At 69.3% G+C, this 13,923-nt stretch carries 15 protein-coding genes and 1 pseudogene; 15 read left to right on the top strand and 1 reads right to left on the bottom strand.

Annotation, left to right across the window (positions count from 1 at the left end; all coding sequences use genetic code 11):
• The 15 genes and pseudogenes from ACIBG4_RS40420 to ACIBG4_RS40350 form a co-directional block, all read left to right on the top strand.
• Positions 1-282, top strand: a pseudogene (locus tag ACIBG4_RS40420) (ATP-binding protein); the annotation flags it as partial.
• A gap of 55 nt (positions 283-337) precedes the next feature.
• Positions 338-1,894 (top strand): signal recognition particle protein, encoded by a 1,557-nt coding sequence (ffh, locus tag ACIBG4_RS40415; RefSeq protein WP_397207690.1) that lies wholly within the window; start codon positions 338-340, stop codon positions 1,892-1,894.
• A 457-nt stretch (positions 1,895-2,351) separates the two neighbouring features.
• On the top strand, positions 2,352-2,792 hold the full coding sequence (gene rpsP, locus ACIBG4_RS40410) for a 30S ribosomal protein S16 (RefSeq protein WP_310710715.1): 441 nt from the start codon (positions 2,352-2,354) through the stop codon (positions 2,790-2,792).
• Position 2,793: 1 nt separating this feature from the next.
• Entirely contained in the window at positions 2,794-3,039 is a 246-nt protein-coding gene (locus tag ACIBG4_RS40405) for an RNA-binding protein (protein WP_020546537.1), read from the top strand.
• A gap of 69 nt (positions 3,040-3,108) precedes the next feature.
• Positions 3,109-3,612, top strand: coding sequence for a ribosome maturation factor RimM (rimM, locus tag ACIBG4_RS40400; RefSeq protein WP_310710716.1), 504 nt, complete (start codon positions 3,109-3,111; stop codon positions 3,610-3,612).
• 35 nt (positions 3,613-3,647) lie between these two features.
• The gene (gene trmD / locus ACIBG4_RS40395) at positions 3,648-4,442 is read left to right on the top strand and encodes a tRNA (guanosine(37)-N1)-methyltransferase TrmD (protein ID WP_355441888.1); all 795 of its coding nucleotides are present in this window, start codon (positions 3,648-3,650) and stop codon (positions 4,440-4,442) included.
• Positions 4,443-4,581: 139 nt separating this feature from the next.
• On the top strand, positions 4,582-4,944 hold the full coding sequence (gene rplS, locus ACIBG4_RS40390) for a 50S ribosomal protein L19 (RefSeq protein ID WP_310710717.1): 363 nt from the start codon (positions 4,582-4,584) through the stop codon (positions 4,942-4,944).
• Between the two features lie 141 nt (positions 4,945-5,085).
• Complete coding sequence (lepB, locus tag ACIBG4_RS40385; protein ID WP_397207687.1) at positions 5,086-6,000, top strand: signal peptidase I; 915 nt, start codon at positions 5,086-5,088, stop codon at positions 5,998-6,000.
• On the top strand, positions 6,000-6,608 hold the full coding sequence (gene lepB, locus ACIBG4_RS40380; RefSeq protein WP_397207685.1) for a signal peptidase I: 609 nt from the start codon (positions 6,000-6,002) through the stop codon (positions 6,606-6,608). Before lepB (ACIBG4_RS40385) ends, lepB (ACIBG4_RS40380) begins: the two co-directional genes overlap by 1 nt.
• Positions 6,609-6,662: 54 nt before the next feature.
• A complete protein-coding gene (locus tag ACIBG4_RS40375) occupies positions 6,663-7,331 on the top strand; it encodes a ribonuclease HII (protein ID WP_355441870.1) in 669 nt (222 codons plus the stop codon).
• Between the two features lie 39 nt (positions 7,332-7,370).
• Entirely contained in the window at positions 7,371-7,697 is a 327-nt protein-coding gene (locus tag ACIBG4_RS40370) for a DUF2469 domain-containing protein (RefSeq protein ID WP_310710721.1), read from the top strand.
• A 621-nt stretch (positions 7,698-8,318) separates the two neighbouring features.
• Complete coding sequence (locus ACIBG4_RS40365) at positions 8,319-8,672, top strand: YraN family protein (protein ID WP_397207682.1); 354 nt, start codon at positions 8,319-8,321, stop codon at positions 8,670-8,672.
• The gene (locus ACIBG4_RS40360; RefSeq protein ID WP_397207680.1) at positions 8,673-10,208 is read left to right on the top strand and encodes a YifB family Mg chelatase-like AAA ATPase; all 1,536 of its coding nucleotides are present in this window, start codon (positions 8,673-8,675) and stop codon (positions 10,206-10,208) included.
• Positions 10,209-10,383: 175 nt separating this feature from the next.
• Positions 10,384-11,958: a DNA-processing protein DprA gene (dprA, locus tag ACIBG4_RS40355; RefSeq protein ID WP_397207678.1), complete on the top strand. Its 1,575-nt coding sequence runs from the start codon at positions 10,384-10,386 to the stop codon at positions 11,956-11,958.
• A gap of 744 nt (positions 11,959-12,702) precedes the next feature.
• A complete protein-coding gene (locus ACIBG4_RS40350; RefSeq protein ID WP_397207694.1) occupies positions 12,703-13,644 on the top strand; it encodes a tyrosine recombinase XerC in 942 nt (313 codons plus the stop codon).
• Positions 13,645-13,715: 71 nt separating this feature from the next.
• On the opposite strand, the gene ACIBG4_RS40345 is transcribed toward ACIBG4_RS40350, so the two are convergent.
• A partial coding sequence (locus tag ACIBG4_RS40345) for a hypothetical protein (RefSeq protein WP_397207676.1) occupies positions 13,716-13,923 on the bottom strand: 208 nt, incomplete at its 5' end.

The following is a 13,923-nucleotide window of genomic DNA, read 5'->3' as shown; positions in this document are numbered from 1 at the left end:
ATCGGGGCGGTGGTGTTGGTGGACACCCGCCGGTTGGCCGACAGTTTCCCGGCGATCGACTACTTCGAGGAGGCCCAGCTCCCGTTCATCGTCGGCATCAACGGCTGGGACGGTCAGTACGGGCATGCCGATGCGGAGGTGCGGGATGCGCTGACGCTGGCGCCGCACATCCCGCTGGTGCGTCTGGACGCGCGCTCCAAGGACTCGGTCAAGAGCGCGCTGATCAACCTCGTCGAACACGCGCTCACGGTACGGATGGCCGTGCCAGGCTGGAGCGGCTGACGGAGCGGCTAGGCTGAGTTCAGACCTACATTCGCTTCGAGGACTGGCCAACCACGTGTTCGAGACGCTTTCCGACCGGCTGACATCGGTCTTCTCCTCCCTCCGATCCAAGGGTCGGCTGTCTGACGCCGACATCGACGCCACCACCCGCGAGATCCGCATCGCGCTGCTCGAGGCCGATGTCGCGCTGCCGGTGGTCAAGGCATTCGTCGCCCAGGTCAAGGAGCGCGCCCGCGGCGTCGAGGTCTCCCAGGCGCTCAACCCGGCGCAGCAGGTCGTCAAGATCGTCAATGACGAGCTGATCGAGATCCTCGGCGGGGAGACCCGCAGGCTCCGCTACGCCAAGACGCCGCCGACGGTCATCATGCTCGCCGGCCTCCAGGGCGCCGGAAAGACCACGCTGGCGGGCAAGCTCGCCCGCTGGCTGCGCGAGCAGGGCCACGTGCCCATGCTGGTCGCCGCCGACCTCCAGCGGCCCAACGCCGTCCAGCAGCTCCAGGTCATGGGCGAGCGCGCGCAGGTCGCCGTCTACGCGCCCGAGCCGGGCAACGGCGTCGGCGACCCCATCGAGGTGGCCCGCCGCTCCATCGACGAGGCCCGGCGGCAGCAGTACGACATCGTCATCATCGACACCGCCGGTCGCCTGGGCATCGACCAGGAGATGATGAAGCAGGCCGCCGACATCCGCGACGCGGTCTCGCCCGACGAGGTCCTGTTCGTGGTCGACGCCATGATCGGCCAGGACGCGGTCACCACCGCCCAGGCGTTCATGGAGGGCGTCGGCTTCGACGGAGTCGTCCTCACCAAGCTCGACGGCGACGCCCGCGGCGGCGCCGCCCTCTCGGTCCGGCACATCACCGGCCGGCCGATCATGTTCGCCTCCACCGGTGAGAAGCTCGAGGACTTCGACGCCTTCCACCCTGACCGGATGGCGTCCCGCATCCTCGACATGGGTGACATCCTCACCCTGATCGAGCAGGCGCAGAAGACGTTCGACGAGGACCAGGCCGCCAAGATGGCGGGCAAGCTCACCTCGGGCGAGAACTTCACCCTCGACGACTTCCTCGAGCAGATGATGATGGTCCAGAAGATGGGCCCCATCAAGAACCTGCTCGGCATGATGCCCGGCATGGGGCAGATGCGTGACCAGCTCAACGCCATCGACGACCGCGACCTCGACCGCATCGCCGCCATCATCCGCTCGATGACCCCGGCCGAGCGCCAGGACCCGAAGATGATCAACGGCTCGCGGCGCGCCCGCATCGCCGCCGGCTCCGGCGTCACGGTCACCGCCGTCAGCAACCTCGTCACCCGCTTCTTCGAGGCCCAGAAGATGATGAAGCGGGTGGCCGGCGGCATGGGCATCCCCGGCATGCCGGGCGGCCGGGGCAAGGTCGCCAAGGGGCAGAAGAAGGCCAAGAAGGGCCGCCGGGTCAGCGGCGACCCGCGCAAGGCCGCGCTGGGCAAGGCCCAGGCCGCCGACACCGACGGTCCGGCCGCCGCGCCCAAGCCGGGCGGCCTGCTGGGCAACCTCGGCGGCAAGCTGCCGCCCGGGATGGAGCTCCCGCCGGGCTTCGACCCCACCAAGCTCAACCTGCCCCGCCAGAAGTAGCGCCTCCGCGCCGCTCCCCGGATCGCCTCGGGGGAGCGGCGCCCGCATGCGCGCGGACGGCCGGTCACGTGCGACCCCGGACCCGCGGTGCCGGGGGATCCGCCGCGGATCCTCGCTCCCGCCGCCCGGCTCCCGCCGCCCGTCCGCCGATGCGGCTCGTCCTCGCGTCCGGCGTTCGCTCCCGTCCGGGTCGCCGGGGCCACCCGAAGGGCGCCCGCAGGTTTCTCCATGCCGCCGGTCGAGGGAGGCCCCTCGCAAGGCGAGCGTGGCCGGGACGTGCGCGTCGTGTCGCTGGCAGTGTCTTGGATCTGGCAGAATGGCATGTTGGAACATCGTGACCAGTCGGGTGCCCTCTCACCTCCCGGCGGCCACGCCTGTCCCTGGAGCGAGCGTCCTGTCGTGCCCCACTCGGCGAGGCGTCGCTCACCCGCGCTCTAAAGCAGGAGAGACCACACCCGTGGCAGTCAAGATCAAGCTCAAGCGGCTCGGCATGATCCGCAACGCTCAGTACCGTATCGTCGTCGCCGACAGCCGCACCAAGCGTGACGGCCGGGCGATCGAGGAGATCGGCCTGTACCACCCGAAGCAGAACCCCTCGCGCATCGAGATCGACGCCGAGCGGGCGGCCTACTGGCTGGGTGTCGGCGCGCAGCCGACCGAGCCGGTGCTGAAGCTGCTCAAGCTCACCGGTGACTGGCAGAAGTTCAAGGGCGAGCCCGCCCCTGCGCCGCTGAAGGTCGCCGAGCCGGCGCCCGACCGCCACGCGCTCTACGAGGCCGCGGCCAAGGAGACCCTGTCCGGTGGCGACACCGGCACGGCCGCCACCACGCCGAAGAAGGCCAAGAAGAAGGACGACGCCGAGGCCGCCGCCGAGACCCAGACCGAGGGCGAGGCCTGACGTGCTCGAGGAGGCTCTCGAGCACCTCGTGAAGGGCATCGTCGAACATCCCGACGATGTCCGGGTCCGCGCACGCCGCATCCGCAGCGGGCGCGTCCTGGAGGTCCGGGTGCACCCCGAGGACCTGGGCAAGGTCATCGGTCGCGGCGGGCGCACCGCCAAGGCGCTGCGCACCGTGGTGAACGCCCTGGCCGACGGGAAGTACGTACGGGTCGATCTGCTCGACCTGGACGAAGCAGTCCGTTAGCGTCAGGAATTCGCGCCCTCATCGGTCTCGTTCCGATGGGGGCGCTCGCGTGAGAGAAGGCAGGTACTCGTGCAGCTCGTCGTCGGCCGGATAGGCCGCCCGCACGGCATTCGTGGTGACGTGACCGTGGAGGTGCGCACCGACGATCCCGAGCTGCGCTTCGCCGTCGGCGCGGCGATCGCCACCGACCCGCCCGCCAGAGGGCCGCTCGTCATCGAGGGCCGCCGCTGGCACAAGGACGGACTGCTGATCAGCTTCGCTGGGGTGGAGGACCGCGACGCGGCCGAGGGGCTGCGCGGCACCATGCTGGTCATCGACTCGGCCGAGGTGGAGCCGTCCGACGACCCCGACGAGTTCCACGACCACGAGCTGATCGGTCTCGCCGTGGTGACGGCCGCGGGGGAGCCGGTCGGTGAGGTGACCGACGTCCTCCACCACGGCCAGGACCTGCTCGTCATCGCCCGGCCGGGCCAGGACGACGCGCTCGTCCCGTTCGTGCGCGCGCTCGTGCCCGAGGTGGACGTGCGTGGCGGGAGGCTCGTGATCGATCCCCCCGAGGGGCTGTTGTCATGACCACGGATCCGCACGACGGGCGTACGCCTCCGGGCATGCGGCTCGACATCATCTCGATCTTCCCCGAGTACTTCTCCCCGCTCGACGTCTCGCTCATCGGCAAGGCGCGCGAGCGCGGCACCCTGGACGTGCGGGTCCACCAGCTGCGCGACTGGGCGCACGACGTGCACAGGACCGTCGACGACACCCCGTACGGCGGCGGACCCGGCATGGTCATGAAGCCCGAGGTGTGGGGTGAGGCCATCGACGCGGTCGTCGGCGACGGCGCGGCCTCCCACGGGACGCCGCGGATGATCGTGCCGACGCCCAGCGGCCGGCCGTTCTCCCAGGAGATCGCGCAGGAGCTCGCGGCGGAGCCGTGGCTGCTGTTCGCGTGCGGCCGCTACGAGGGCATCGACTCGCGGGTCATGCACGAGTACGGCGCCAGGATGCGCGTCGACGAGCTGAGCATCGGCGACTACGTGCTGGCCGGCGGCGAGGTGGCGGTGCTGGTCATGGTCGAGGCGGTCGGCCGGCTCCTGCCGGGCGTGCTCGGCAACGCCCACTCGGCCGTGGACGACTCCTTCGCCCCGGGCGCCATGCGCAACCTGCTGGAAGGCCCCGTCTACACCAAGCCGCCGGTGTGGCGCGGCCACGAGGTCCCGGACGTCCTCCTGTCGGGGCACCACGGGAAGGTGGCCCGGTGGCGCCGCGACCAGGCGCTGCGCCGTACCGTCGCCAACCGGCCCGAGCTGGCGGCGGCGATCGACCCCGCGACGCTCGACAAGCACGACCGCAAGCTGCTCGATGACCTGGCGTTTCGCGTCGGGCCGGAAGATATGGCACACTGAAGCGTTGCCAACCATCACGTGGTTGGTCTGCCATGCCCGGGAGAGACTCCTGGGCGTCGATCACATCAGCAAGCGTGTCCGCCGCGAGCTCAGGCCGGGTGGACCTCCGCGTGCTCGCGAGACTTTGAGGACATCTCTCATGCACACGAAGATCCAGGAGCTCGAGAAGACGACCCTGCGCAGCGACGTGCCGGACTTCCGTCCCGGTGACACGCTCGAGGTGCACGTGCGCGTCGTCGAAGGCAACCGCTCCCGTATCCAGGTCTTCAAGGGCTTCGTCCTGCGCCGCCAGGGCAGCGGCGCCCGCGAGACCTTCACGGTCCGCAAGGTCAGCTACAGCGTCGGCGTCGAGCGCACCTTCCCGGTGCACAGCCCGGTCATCGAGAAGATCGTGCTCGTGACCCGCGGCGACGTCCGCCGTGCGAAGCTCTACTACATGCGTGACCTTCGCGGCAAGGCCGCCCGCATCCGCGAGAAGCGTGACGCGACCCCCGCCAAGTAAGTCCAGCTTCAGCCGAATGGCCCGCGTTCTTCGCGGGCCATTCGGCTTTACCGGGGCGTTTCCTTATGCGGAGCGACTCGGGCCCGGGTGTAACGTCGGTCGAGGCCTGTCGAGCCGGCGCATCATCTAGGCTCGTCAGCGATGAGTAGTGAGAGCCAGGAGCACGGCGCGTCGCGCCGCCCTGTCGAGGACGAGGTGGACGTGGTCGCGGAAGAGACACAGAAGCCAGCAAAAGGCGATAAAAAGGACAAAAAAGGGTCGTTCTGGAAAGAACTGCCTGTCCTGGTCGTCGTGGCGCTGGTGCTGGCCCTGATCATCAAGACCTTCGTGATCCAGGCCTTCTACATCCCGTCCGAGTCGATGGAGAACACTCTCCTCAAGAACGACCGGGTCCTGGTCAACAAGCTCGTCTACCACACGCGCGACATCGAGCGCGGCGACGTCGTGGTCTTCTCCGGCGTCGACTCCTGGGACGGCGAGTTCGAGATGGAGGAGCCCTCCAACCCGATCGCCGCCTTCTTCCGCTGGGTCGGCACCGCCTTCGGCGTGGTGCCCGGCGAGAAGGACTACATCAAGCGGGTCATCGGCGTGGGCGGCGACCACGTCAAGTGCTGCGACGACAAGGGCCGGATCACGGTCAACGGCGTCGCGATCGACGAGGGCTCCTACCTGTACCCGGGGGTCAAGCCCTCCAACGAACCGTTCGACATCACGGTGCCCAAGGGGCGCCTGTGGGTGATGGGCGACCACCGGTCCGTCTCGCTGGACTCGCGGTGGCACACGGGCGACCCCGGGGGCGGCTCCATCCCCGTCGGCCAGGTCATCGGACGGGCGTTCGTCATCGTCTGGCCGTTCCCCCGCGCCACCACGCTCGACATCCCCGCCACCTTCGCCCAGCCGGCCCTGCAGGCGCTGGGCGACTCGACTCCGCTGCTCGCCGGGTTCGCGCTGGCCACACCCCTGTTCCTGATCCGCCGGCGACGGCTGCCCGGCGCTTTGCGGCTTCGTCGTCCGCGCCGCGCCGACGACGGCGCCGAGCTCCCCTGGAGACGTTGATGGTCGGCATCAAGAAGTCGGAGGCCGGGCGCGACAAGCCGAAGAAGAAGGGCGGCGGCCTCCGCGAGACCGTCCTGCTGCTCATCCTCGGCGTGGGCATCGCGCTGGTGCTCCAGCAGTTCGTGATCGGGTCGTTCTACATCCCGTCCGGCTCGATGGAGAACACCCTGGAGATCAACGACCGGGTCTTCGTCAACAAGCTCGCCGGCAAGCCCGAGCGGGGCGACATCGTCGTCTTCAAGGGCTGGGACGCGGACGGCAACGAGGACACCATCAAGCGGGTCATCGGCGTCGGCGGCGACAAGGTGGCCTGCTGCGATTCCAAGGGGCGCGTCACGGTCAACGGCACGCCCCTGGAGGAGTCGTCCTACCTCTACCCGGGTGACAACCCCTCCGGTGAATCGTTCAAGTACACGGTGCCGCAGGGCAAGCTCTGGCTGATGGGCGACCACCGCAGCAACTCACGCGACTCGCGCGCCCATGTGGAGGAGCCCGGAGGCGGGTTCATCTCCGAGGACGCGGTCATCGGCACGGCGGTCGTCCGCTACTGGCCGCTGTCGCGCGGGCTGATCTTCACCAAGCCCGACACCTTCGGCAACGTCAAGTAGGGCCGGGGTTCCGCTCGCGGTTCGCGGCCATTGGGGCGTACGCTGCCTCTTGTCATGACAGTTGCGTTCCGCCCCCGGCCCAGCGTCGTCCGGCGCGACTCCGGACTGTACGCCTACGAAAGGGCGCTCGCGCGCCGCGGCCTGACCCCGATCGCGGGAGTCGACGAGGCAGGTCGAGGAGCCTGCGCCGGACCGCTGGTCGTCGCCGCGGTCGTCCTGCGCAAACAGATCGACGGGCTGGGCGACTCCAAGCTGCTGTCGCCGGCCGTACGAGAGCGGTTGTACGAGCAGATCGTACGGTCCGCCCACGTGGGCGTCGTCGTCATCCCGCCTACCGAGATCGACGCGCGCGGGCTGCACCGGAGCAACATATCCGGAATGCGACGCGCCGTCGCGCGGTTGACCTGTGACCCGGAGTACATCCTGACCGACGGCTTCCCGGTTCCCGGGCTGCCGGCGCCGTCGCTGGCCGTGTGGAAGGGGGACCAGGTGGCCGCCTGCGTGGCGGCCGCGTCGATCGTGGCCAAGGTGACCAGGGACCGGATGATGGTGGAGCTGGACGGCGAGTTCCCGGTGTACGGGTTCGCCGACCACAAGGGGTATGTGACGCCCGGCCACCGCAGGGCTCTGGAGACGCATGGCCCATGTCCGCACCACCGTTACTCGTTCGTCACGGTGGCCAGGGAGATGGGCGAGAATGAATGGGGGGCCGGGGTTGCCTGACCGGACACACCGGGGGACCGGTACGACAGGAGGACCGCGATGAGCGCAGAAGATCTCGAAAAGTACGAAACCGAGATGGAGCTGCAGCTTTACCGCGAATACCGCGATGTCGTCGGGCTGTTCACCTACGTCGTGGAAACGGAGCGGCGCTTCTACCTGACCAACTCGGTCGACCTCGACGTCCGCACCGCGGAGAACGGGGATGTCTTCTTCGACGTGAAGATGCAGGACGCGTGGGTGTGGGACATGTACCGGCCGGCGCGGTTCGTGAAGAACGTCCGCGTCGTCACGTTCAAGGACGTCAACGTGGAGGAACTCGCCAAGGCCGACCTGGAAATGCCCAAGGAGGGCTTCTCCTCCGGCTGACCTGCACCGGGCCCTGCGCCCGCACCTGCCGCTGCCTGGGTGGCGGTGCGGGCGCGGCCGCCGGGTGATCACGCGGGGCGTCCCTGGGTTGGGGCGCCCCTTTCGTACATGTGGCGCCCCTTTCGTCTATGTATTGCGCCGCTCGCCCGCACGGGCCTGCTCGCCCTACGCTCGCCCGCCCCGGCGGCCCGCTCGCTCACGGCCGCTCGCTCCCACGCCGACCAACACCGGCCGCTGGCTCACGGCCGCGCGCGTCCACGCCGACCAACACCGGCCGCTCGCCGCACGCTCGCCCGCCCCGGCGGCCCGTTCGCCGCACGCTCGGCCGCCCCGGCGGCCCGCTCGCCTCACGGGCCGCTCGCTCACGGCCGCTCGCGTCCACGCCGACCAACACCGGCCGCTCATTCACGTGCTCACTCGCGACCGGAGGCTCATTCAGGGGGATTCCCCTTGGCTCATTTCAGGGGGATTCCCCCAGCTCCGCCGCTCGCCAGCGTCCGCCACCCCCGGCCCCTTGTCCACAGCCGTCATCCCCCGTCTGCCCTCCATCCCCAGAACCCCGTTCGGCCCCCACCCCGCCACCTCCCATCCGCGAAAGTCGGTGCCCGGAGGTGCTGCCACATGGCCACGAAGAACGAGCTCGGAAGACACGGCGAGCAACTCGCCGCCGACTACCTCACATCCGAGGGACTCACCATCATCGACCGCAACTGGCGATGTCGTCACGGCGAGATCGACATCATCGCCGAAGACGGCCCCACCCTGGTCGTGGTCGAGGTCAAGACCCGATCGGGCCGCTCCCACGGCACCGCCCTGGAGTCCGTACGACCGGCCAAGCTGAGCCGGCTCAGAATGCTCGCGGCCCAATGGCTGACGAGCCAGCCGCGCAGATTCGAGACCGTGCGGGTCGATGTGATCGCGCTGGAGCGCTTCGCGGGCGACTACTCCCTTCTCCATGTCCGGGGGGCGGTCTAGATGGCCGTGGCACGCACCCGCAGCGTGGCGCTGGTCGGCGTGTCCGGCCGCAGCGTCGAGGTGGAGGCAGACGTCGGCAACGGTCTGGCCGGCATCCACCTCATCGGCTTGCCCGACACGGCGCTGTTCGAGGCCCGGGAGCGGGTCCGTTCGGCCATGGTCAACAGCCGTTACCCCTGGCCCGACGCGCGCATCACGGTGAGCCTGTTCCCGGCCAGCCTTCCGAAGCGAGGCAGCCAGTTCGACCTCGCCATCGCCGTCGCCATCCTCGGCGCCGCGGGTGTGATACCGGCCGAGCGCATCGCCGAGCCGTTCTTCCTGGGGGAGCTCGGCCTCGATGGGCGGCTCAGGCCCGTACGCGGCGTGCTGCCGTCCGTTCTGGGCGCCGCCAAGCATGGCGAGGTCACTGTCGTGATCCCCTCGGCCAACGCGGCGGAGGCCGCCCTGGTCCCCGACGTGAAGATCATGCCCGTGTCCGACCTACGACAGCTCGTGGAGTGGCTGCGCAAGGGAGACCCACCGCCGGAGCCCCTCCCGTTCGATCTCACGGACCCGGTACGGCCCACGGTCTCCCCGGCCGTCGACCTGTCGGACGTGGTCGGCCAGCCTGTCGCGCGCCGGGCCCTGGAGGTCTGTGCGGCCGGTGGTCACAATCTCTGGATGCTCGGTCCGCCCGGCACCGGCAAGACGCTGCTGGCTGAGCGCCTGCCCACCCTTCTGCCGGATCTGGAGCTCGACCACGCGCTGGAGGTGACGGCCATCCACTCCGTAGCCGGCGTCCTGCCGTCCAACAGCCCCATGGTCAACAGACCGCCGCTCGTGAGCCCGCACCACACGGCCACCTCCGCCGCCATCGTGGGCGGAGGCAGCACCATCGTGCGACCGGGCGCCGTCTCCCTGGCCCATCGGGGAGTGCTGTTCATGGACGAGGCTCCGGAGTTCCCGCGCCATGTGCTCGACGCACTCCGCCAGCCCCTGGAGTCGGGTCAGGTGACGGTGTCGCGGTCAGCCGGGTCGGTGACGTTCCCGGCGAGGTTCATCCTGGTCATGGCCGCCAACCCCTGCCCGTGCGCCCAACCGCAGGACAAAGCCGACAGCTGCACCTGCACCCCCACGATCAAGCGTCGCTACCTCGGCCGGCTCTCGGGCCCCCTCATCGACCGCATCGACATGAAGGTCACCGTGGCTCGTTCCTCCCGGCGCGAGTTGATGGCAGACCGTCAGTTCGTCGAGTCGAGCGCGACTGTGGCGGCCCGCGTCCTCGGCGCCCGGCAACGGGCGGCGGAACGCCTGTCCGGCACTCCGTGGCGTACGAACGCCGAGATCCCGTCCGCCGCCCTGCACGCCGACTATCGGCCCAATGACGAGGCGATGAAGCAGGTCGCGTCCTGCCTCGACTCCGGCGCACTCAGCGCCCGCGGGCTCGACCGCGTCGTCAGAGTCGCCTGGACCCTCGCCGACCTCGCCGGCAAACCCCAACCAGGCCCCGACGAAACCGGCACCGCCCTGGCCCTGTGGATGGGGTTGAACTCATGACACCAGCGTCCCCTCCTCATGCTGAGACCGACATCCACACCATCACCGACACCATCGGCATGGGAACGGCAGAGGACCACCAGCGGCTCCCCCTAGAACATTCGACCCATTTCCTCATCCCATCGGCGCAGGTGATTCCCCGTTCCACCAGCGCAGGCAAGGTCACACCACGATCATGAACAGTGCCGAACTCGAGGCGAGGGCCGCACTCATGCGTGTCGCCGACGCCGGAGACACGATGATGGGCCGCCTTGTGGCCCACTCCGGCGCACCAGCGGCCGTCCGTGCCATCCGCGAGCGGACGATACCTCCGGAGTTCGCGGCGCAGGAGGCACAGCATCATCCCCCGGCCAAACTCGATCAACGGCTGAGCACCTGGCATGCCCGCCTGGCCGCGGCGGATTCGGCGACGGCGGCGGAGGCCGACCTGGTGGCGGGCGAGCGGCTCGGAGCGCGGCTGATCGTGCCCGGGAGCCCGGAATGGCCCACCCAACTCGACCAGCTCGGCGCCGCCAGGCCACTGGGTCTGTGGCTGCACGGCACGGTGGATCTGCGGTTCTCCTGCCTGCGCTCCGTGGCGATCGTCGGCGCCCGGGCGGCGACGCCGTATGGGATGCACGTGGCAGCCGAGTTCGGGCTCGGACTGGGAGAGGACGGCTGGACCGTGGTCTCCGGAGGCGCCTACGGCGTGGACGGCGCGGCCCACCGGGGGGCACTCGCCTCGGACGCCCCGACGGTCGTCGTCCTGGCCTGCGGTGTCGACATCTCGTACCCTCGCGGCCACCACGAGCTGTTCGCGGCCGTCCGTGACCAAGGGGTGATCGTCAGCGAGTGCCCGCCCGGCGTACACCCCACGCGTGCCCGCTTCCTGATCCGCAACCGGCTGATCGCCGCGCTTTCACGCGGCACCGTGGTCGTGGAGGCGGCGCTCCGAAGCGGCGCCCTCAACACGGCCACCCATGCCCTCGGGCTGAACCGCCACCTCGCCGCCGTGCCGGGCCCGGTCACGTCCGCGCTGTCCGCCGGATGCCACCACCTCCTGCGCGAACGCAAGGCGACCTGCGTCACGACGCCCGAGGAGGTGATCGAGCTGGTGGGCACGATCGGAGGCGACCTCGCTCCCTGTGCGCGCGGCCCGGCTGTTCCGAGAGACGCCTTGAGCGAGGTCACCCGAAAGGTCCTGGACGCCGTCCCGTCCAGGGGCGGCACCGGCCCGGCCAGCATTGCCCTGTCAGCGGGCGTTTCGCTGGATGCGACCCTCAGCGCTCTCGGCGGCCTGGCCGCAGCAGGCTACATCGAACGCGTGGAGAAGGGCTGGCGCCTCCGCCGAGCCTCCGCCTCGTACCGCAAAGCGGACACCACTCTCCCCGACCCGGCCGATTCCACAGGCGCAGACACTTTCATCGAACCACCGTCGAGTGTCGTACCGATCGCGAGTGTCGTTCCGGCGTCGAGTGTCGTTCCGGCGTCGAGCGTCGTTCCGGCGTCGAGCGTCGTTCCGATGTCGAGCGTCGTTCCGGCGTCGAGCGTCGTTCCGATGTCGAGCGTCGTTCCGATGTCGAGCGTCGTTCCGGCGTCGAGCGTCGCACCGATGTCGAGCGTCGCACCGGCATCGAGCGTCGAGCCACCCACGAGCGTCGAACTGGCCGTGCGTGTCGATCCGCCCCCGAATGTCGAACCAACCTCAAGGGGCGCCCCTCCGCGCGAAAGTGGGGTTGCCCGGGAAGGTCGAACCGTTCGCGAGGGTTGAGCTACTCGTGTGAGGCGAGCCTGCCCGCAGGTTGAGCACTGACGCGTAGGAGCCCTGGCGCAGTGTTCAGATTGAGGACGCCATCGTGGAGGTGCGGGTGTCCACTTCCGGGCCCTGTATCTGTTGCGGCTGTTTGGTGAGCTCGTTGCTGCGCCCACCACGCGCGGCCCCGCACAGGCTTTCGATCTCGGCCGACCTCAACGCCCCCAATGGGCTTCACCTTGGATCGCAACAAGTGGGGGTCCCCGGTCTCGATCTGCCTGGCCAGCCATCGCTCAGGCGCCACACTGGTGTCCGCGGCCATCGCCGTCTCCTTCGATCTTCACTTTGCCCTTCGAAGGATCACGCGATGGCCGTCTTCATTTCACAACGCCACGGCTGCCAACAGGCCAAACTCGTAGCCCACTCCCGCTGACACAACTCCGAGCCATCCGCCAGGATGCAGGTCCGCAGGGTCGGGCTGAGCCAGGGATTCAGGCTCGGAGGGTCGGGCTCGGTGAGCGTTGGGGCCAGCCGGGATCGAGCCGTACGTCAGGACCGGTTCCTCGCCCGTGTTGGTCTTCCCCCAGAATCGGGTCTTCGCCTGTGTTGGTCTCCCGCCAGGATCGGGTCCCCGCCAGGGTTGGTCTCCGCCAGGATCGGCCCACCAGGATTGAGCCACCCTGGGGGCGACGAGTCGAGCGCTGTCTCAGCTGGGTCGCCGGGTCGGTGAGTATTGGCCCGGATCGGGCACGAGGCGCGATGATGGGTGCAATTGCTGCCGATGCGTCCGATGCTGACCATGGGGATGAAGTGAGTCAGGAAGCGAACCTCGACGAAGTCGTCGCCGAATTCGACAGGTACCTGCGCTTCGAACGAGACCTTTCGCCGCACACGGTCAGGGCCTATCTGTCGGATGTCGCTTCCTTGATGGCGCACCTCGACGGCCGGCTCGACTGTCTGGACATCGCCACGCTGCGGGAATGGCTGGCCGGCCAGCACGCCGAGGGAAAGGCGCGGGCGACTCTCGCGCGGCGTACCGCGTGCGCCCGTACGTTCACCGCTTACTGTCACCGCCGAGGCTGGCTGCCGGATGACCCGGGTCTGCTGCTCGGCAGCGCCAAGGCGCCTCGTACCCTCCCCGCGGTACTCGACCAGAGCCAAGCACGGACCGCTCTGGACCTGCCGACGACCGACGACCCCAAAGAACTCCGGGACCAGGCGATCCTGGAGCTGCTGTACGCGACGGGTGTACGGGTGAGCGAACTGTGCGCGCTGGACGTGGACGACGTGGACCGCGATCGCAATGTCATCCGGGTGCTCGGCAAAGGTCGCAAGGAGCGGTCGGTACCCTTCGGTGGCCCCGCCCTGCGGGCCCTGGATCGCTGGTGCGTACACGGTCGGCCGCTGTGGATCCGCACCCACTCGGGGGCGGCGCTCTTCCTGGGAATCCGAGGCGGCCGCATCGACCCCGGCACAGTCCGCAGAGCCGTACACGGACGGCTGAGAATGTTGGAGGGCACGCCCGACCTGAGCCCCCACGGCCTTCGACACAGTGCCGCCACCCACCTGCTGGAAGGAGGCGCCGACCTCCGCAGTGTCCAGGAACTGCTCGGCCACGCGTCACTCAACACCACGCAGATCTACACCCATGTCTCCATCGACCGCTTGCGCGCCGCCTACCGTCAGGCCCACCCACGCGCCTAATTCGGGGCGAGCGTCATCGCCGACGTCGTGTCGTCACAGGATGTGGGATCTCCGTCGATCGCTTCACCGCCTCATCGCTCGGGGTGGGTGGGTTCCGGACAGGTGGCGTCGGTGGTGGTGCGGCGTGGGTATTCGATCAGCTGGATGCTGGAAGCTGCCCGATGCTGGGCTTCCGACGTCTGACGAAGGCCAGTGGTGGGCAGCCGCCTGGGAGAAACGCGATGTCGCAGTGCGGCATGCATCTTCCGATCCCGCCACGCAGCCACCAGCCTCGCCGCA

Origin of the sequence: Nonomuraea sp. NPDC050383, assembly GCF_044459125.1 — a bacterium.
In the GTDB taxonomy this organism is placed as follows: Bacteria; Actinomycetota; Actinomycetes; order Streptosporangiales; family Streptosporangiaceae; genus Nonomuraea.
Note: the sequence above shows the minus strand (reverse complement) of the source record. Positions and strands in the feature narration are given on the sequence as shown.

What these genes read in the sequence shown, in the direction of transcription:
- ACIBG4_RS40350 (WP_397207694.1), top strand. Translation starts at nt 12,703, where the DNA reads ATGGGTGCAATTGCTGCCGATGCGTCCGATGCTGACCATGGGGATGAA.
- ACIBG4_RS40375 (WP_355441870.1), top strand. Translation starts at nt 6,663, where the DNA reads ATGACAGTTGCGTTCCGCCCCCGGCCCAGCGTCGTCCGGCGCGACTCC.
- lepB (WP_397207687.1), top strand. Translation starts at nt 5,086, where the DNA reads ATGAGTAGTGAGAGCCAGGAGCACGGCGCGTCGCGCCGCCCTGTCGAG.
- ACIBG4_RS40360 (WP_397207680.1), top strand. Translation starts at nt 8,673, where the DNA reads ATGGCCGTGGCACGCACCCGCAGCGTGGCGCTGGTCGGCGTGTCCGGC.
- ACIBG4_RS40370 (WP_310710721.1), top strand. Translation starts at nt 7,371, where the DNA reads ATGAGCGCAGAAGATCTCGAAAAGTACGAAACCGAGATGGAGCTGCAG.
- dprA (WP_397207678.1), top strand. Translation starts at nt 10,384, where the DNA reads ATGAACAGTGCCGAACTCGAGGCGAGGGCCGCACTCATGCGTGTCGCC.
- ACIBG4_RS40365 (WP_397207682.1), top strand. Translation starts at nt 8,319, where the DNA reads ATGGCCACGAAGAACGAGCTCGGAAGACACGGCGAGCAACTCGCCGCC.
- trmD (WP_355441888.1), top strand. Translation starts at nt 3,648, where the DNA reads ATGCGGCTCGACATCATCTCGATCTTCCCCGAGTACTTCTCCCCGCTC.
- rplS (WP_310710717.1), top strand. Translation starts at nt 4,582, where the DNA reads ATGCACACGAAGATCCAGGAGCTCGAGAAGACGACCCTGCGCAGCGAC.
- lepB (WP_397207685.1), top strand. Translation starts at nt 6,000, where the DNA reads ATGGTCGGCATCAAGAAGTCGGAGGCCGGGCGCGACAAGCCGAAGAAG.